The sequence below is a fragment of the Methanospirillum sp. genome (genome assembly GCF_035560735.1).
GTDB lineage: Archaea > Halobacteriota > Methanomicrobia > Methanomicrobiales > Methanospirillaceae > Methanospirillum.
Genome location: NZ_DATMYY010000327.1, coordinates 1 through 4858, shown reverse-complemented (window position 1 = coordinate 4858; position 4858 = coordinate 1). Strand labels below are relative to the sequence as shown.

Genomic DNA, 4858 nt, shown 5'->3' with positions numbered 1-4858 from the left:
CATTCTGAACCGAGGCAAGGGAAGATCGGGGAGTAAACAATACCATTTCCGGAAGATCAATATCCAGTGCTTCGTGGAGAACCTCTTCGATGGTCTCAACCGGGACAAAGATCAGTTCATCCCTGACATCCGCCGGTATCTCCTCTATGTCACGCTCGTTCTCCTTCGGGAGAATGATCTTTGTCAACCCTGCCCGGTGAGCAGCAAGAACCTTCTCCTTGATTCCGCCAACCGGGAGAACTGCTCCGCTCAGGGTGATCTCCCCTGTCATCCCAAGTTTTGGATCCACGGTTTTACCGGTAATGAGTGATACCAGAGCAGTGAACAGTGTCACACCTGCTGAAGGGCCATCCTTGGGCGTCGCTCCGGATGGGACGTGGATGTGTATGTCACTGGTCATGAAATCAAACTGGTTTGCAGAATGGGCAAACCGTGACCTGATCAGGCTCATGGAAATATTTGCTGACTCTTTCATAACATCACCTAGTTGGCCGGTGAGTGTTAGTTTTCCGGTGCCTGGCATGAAGGTTCCTTCAATAAAGAGGATCTCTCCTCCAACCGGTGTCCATGCAAGGCCGGTTGCAACCCCCGGAGTAAGCCTGCTACGTGCTGTCTCATGCCTGAAGACTTCTTTCCCAAGTATCTCCCCAAGCATTTCTGCTGATACAACAAATGGAAGGTCAGTTCTTCCTGATACGATCTTCTCAGATACATACCGTGCAATCCGGTCAAGCTGCTTCTTCAGACCTCGGACACCAGCTTCACGGGTGTATTTTTCAATTACAAGTGAGAGGGCATCATCCTCGATCTGCAGTTTCCCTCCATCAAGCCCATGTTCTTCAATTGTTTTTGGAAGCAGATGCTGTTTAGCGATGGCAAATACTTCGTGCTTAGTATAACTTGAGATCTCTATCAGTTCCATCCGGTCAAGGAGTGGTCCCGGGATAGATGAGAGAGAGTTTGCCGTTGCAATGAAGAGCACATCAGAGAGGTCATAAGGAACCTCAAGGTAATGATCTGAGAAACTGTTGTTTTGTTCAGGGTCGAGCACTTCAAGCAGGGCACTTGCCGGATCCCCGGAATAAGATGCACTTAATTTATCAATTTCATCAAGTACAAAGACTGGATTTTTTGTACCTGCCCGTTTGATCCCCTGTATGATCCTTCCGGGAAGTGCTCCGATATACGTCCGGCGGTGACCACGAATCTCTGCCTCATCTTTTATACCACCAAGGCTTACCCGGACATACTCCCGACCCAGAGCCTCTGCGATACTCTTCCCAAGGCTTGTTTTTCCTGTTCCGGGAGGACCGGCAAAGAGGAGAATGGATCCCTGTTTGTCATTCTTCAGTTTCATGACTGCCAGGTGCTGTATGATCCGTTCCTTAACTTTCTCAAGCCCGTAATGGTTATCCTCAAGGACCTTTCTTGTTGTCTCAATATCAATGCCTGATCTTTCTCCTGTAACCCATGGCAGATCAAGCAGGAGATCCAGATAATTTCGTATGACCGGAGCTTCGTGGTTATGGGGCCCGCCCATCTCAAGTTTTTTCACTTCGGCAATAGCTTTCTTCTTTACATCTTCAGGCATCTGTGACTGATCAATTCGGTCCCTGTATCCTGTATCTCCCGGACCATTTCCCTCAATATCATTCAGTTCATCCTGAATCACCCGGAGTTGCTCCCTGAGAATGGCTTCACGATTGGTCTTCGAGATTTTATCAGAAACCTTCCTAGTGACCTCAATCTTGAAATCGATCTGCTCTTTGACCTTGAGTAACAGATCTAGAAATGCTATAGCCCGTTCCTGCTGTGAAGAAATCTCCAGAAGTGCCTGTTTCTCTTCAAGTGAGACCGGAACATACGGCATAGTAAACCCAATCACAGTATCTATTGAAGTCATTTTGTCAACCGGCTGGGTAAACTGTTCAGAACCTTGGAAATGATTACTTATTACATGAATCGTTTCTTTAATTTCTTCAAGTAACTCGTCATGTGTCTGAGTATCAAGATCAGATGATTCTTCAGATAGGACCCAGGTCGCAAATAATCGTCCGTCACGTTTGGTGATTGAATCAGCTCTGACTTTTTTGAGTGCATGAACACATACGAGGTATCCTTCCTCAGCCGGCTGAATGAATGATATTTCAAGAAGATTGCCAATCGGATATACAGAAGACGCAGATATCTCTGACGGGATTGTTCCGGTTTTTACTGCCAGACCAATAGGATGACCATCGCTCCTGCTCATCTCCTGCAGGAGAAGGCTTCCGGTTTCTTTGTCAACAATGATCTTTGTCCGCGTGTTGGGAAACACTACAATCTCGTAAAGGGGCAGTACGAAATGCTCCTGATGTGCTGGTGATTGTGTGAATTCGGTGGTACTCATATGAACCTTTAGTTTTGTTTAACCTAACTAGTTATTCAGATAAAATTTTTTTAGCGCACTTTTTGCAGGATCTCTATCAGAAGATCGATCTCATGATCATCCAGTGAATCGACGAGCCTTTCAACAACCTGCTGAAGGGCTCTCTGTTCTAAACGGGCAATACTTTCTCCTCTTCCGGTAAGACGGATATAATTAATTCTTCCGTCATGGGGACAAGGCTGCCTGTATACACAACCCATCCGATCTAACTTATGCATCATCTCTGTGATGGTTGGCTTGGAATTCTGGGTGATTTCAGCAAGCCTGCTGAACGTGACCTCATCATGGGCATCAATCATCTTCAGGTAATTGATCTGCTTCACCGTGATCTCCGAGAGCTCACAGGCAGAGAAGATACTACAAGAACATTCATTCTTCAGTCTGATCAGGGTGTCAAAGACCTGGAAGAGATGTTCTTTCTGGGCAGTCATGGATCCGTGTTAGTTAGTTAGGATTGTCCAAACTATAAAGGTTCTGTATGAGGCAGTGATTGTCTTCAGTTATAGAAGATAGATAACAGAAATTACCACTACTCTTGCCAAACTCAAGATTCATTATTCATAAACACTAAAAATAGGGATGTGATGGACAACCATGACTGAGTGTTTTGTTGGTCCGAAAGGACATTACATCCAAGAAACGAGATACTGACGAACTAACGTCTTCTTTTGATACTGTTTTAGATCGAATCCCAACCGCCAGACAGGAATGCCTGTTCTCTTTATCACAGGATAATCAGGTTCACCTGCCGGTATCTTCATCAAATCCATACCCAGGAGGTTGGACCCGATGAGGACAGGAGCAAAAATTCTTCTTGATTCTCTCAAATTTCAGGGAGTTGAGACGATATTCGGGTACCCCGGCGCTACTGTTCTTCCGATCTATGATGAAATTCCGGAGTCAGGAATCAGTCATATCCTTGTCAGGCATGAACAAGCAGCGGCTCATGCTGCAGATGGCTATGCCAGGGCAGGAGGAGGGCCAGGTGTTTGCCTCGCAACATCCGGACCTGGAGCCTGCAATCTGGTAACCGGTATAGCCACTGCATACATGGACTCAATCCCGGTTGTTGCTATAACGGGACAGGTTCCTACGAACCAGATTGGAAACCATTCATTCCAGGAGGCAAATATCACCGAGATCACCAGATCGGTTACCAAACAGAATTACCAGGTGACAAAAACTGCTGATCTTGCAGAGACGGTGAGCCAGGCATTCAGAGTTGCAATGACAGGACGACCTGGCCCGGTTCTAATCGACATCCCCAAAGATGTTTCAACAGGCATGGTACCTGAAGAAAAGCGAACGGGGTTGAGACCGAGAATAATCCGGGAAAGGGAGACCAATCTTAATACCAGAAGGCTCTGTATCAAAGCAGCCGAGATGATCTCAAATGCAGAAACTCCGATAATCCTCGCCGGTGGAGGAGTTATCAGTAGTCAGGCATCAGATGAGCTCCAGATTCTTGCCAATCGGTTCGGTATACCTGTTACAACTACCCTGCTCGGTATTGGAACAATTCCTTCAGATAATCCCCTCAACCTGGGTATGATAGGAATGCATGGAACAATTGCGGCAAATCACGCAGTGCATACCTGCGACCTGCTTATTGCCATAGGTACCAGATTTTCAGATCGGAGTTGTGGTACTGGAGGTCTCTTTGCACCACATGCAGCAGTCATCCAAATTGACATTGATCCAAATGAAATCGGCAAAAACCGCAATGTGGATCTTCCTCTTATCGGTGATGCAAAAAGGATCCTCCAGGAGATTATCAGAAAAACCAGGAGGTTGCGCACGACCATAGCCTGGAGAGATCAGATTAATATCTGGAAACATCAGGCTGATCTATCCCCTACTTCTGAAAGGAACGGTCTGCGTCCACAACAGATCATCAGAATTCTGGCTTCGATTCTAAACGGGAGAGGAATCATCGTATCAGAAGTAGGACAGAATCAGATGTGGACTGCCCAGAACTACAGGTTTCAAAGGCCACGATCATTCCTCACATCAGGAGGCTTGGGAACAATGGGATTCGGACTCCCGGCTGCTATGGGAGCCTCGTTTGCTTGTCCGGATCAACAGATTTGCACTATTGCAGGGGATGGATCCCTGCAGATGAACATTCAGGAATTTGCAACCCTGGCCGAATACAAGATCCCGGTCAAGATTCTGGTCTTGAATAATCAGTACCTCGGAATGGTGAGGCAATGGCAAGAACTCTTCTATGATCGAAGATACTCATTTACAGAACTCCCATCTATTGAATTTACAAAGATTGCAGCAGCGTATGGAATTGAGGGAGTCAGAGTAGATAGTCCGGGGGACATACAGGGGGCAATCAAGGATGCATTTGCAACCAAAGGACCTTTCCTCATAGATTTCAGGATCATACGTGAGGAGAATGTCTTTCCTATGGTACCCTGTCTC

The 4858-nt window shown here is 46.5% G+C and carries 3 protein-coding genes; 1 reads left to right on the top strand and 2 read right to left on the bottom strand.

All coding sequences use genetic code 11. The features are described from left to right. Together lon and VN429_RS09670 are read right to left on the bottom strand one after the other, a co-directional pair. Window positions 1-2389, bottom strand: a 2389-nt coding sequence (gene lon / locus VN429_RS09675) for an endopeptidase La (protein WP_325632680.1), incomplete at its 3' end; no start/stop codon positions are given. Between the two features lie 50 nt (window positions 2390-2439). After that, window positions 2440-2859, bottom strand: coding sequence for a MarR family winged helix-turn-helix transcriptional regulator (locus tag VN429_RS09670; protein WP_325632676.1), 420 nt, complete (start codon window positions 2857-2859; stop codon window positions 2440-2442). Between the two features lie 358 nt (window positions 2860-3217). Between VN429_RS09670 and ilvB the strand changes: the two genes are divergently transcribed. Then, window positions 3218-4858, top strand: a 1641-nt coding sequence (gene ilvB / locus VN429_RS09665) for a biosynthetic-type acetolactate synthase large subunit (RefSeq protein ID WP_325632674.1), incomplete at its 3' end; no start/stop codon positions are given.

What these genes read in the sequence shown, in the direction of transcription:
- VN429_RS09670 (WP_325632676.1), bottom strand. Translation starts at nt 2,859, where the DNA reads ATGACTGCCCAGAAAGAACATCTCTTCCAGGTCTTTGACACCCTGATC.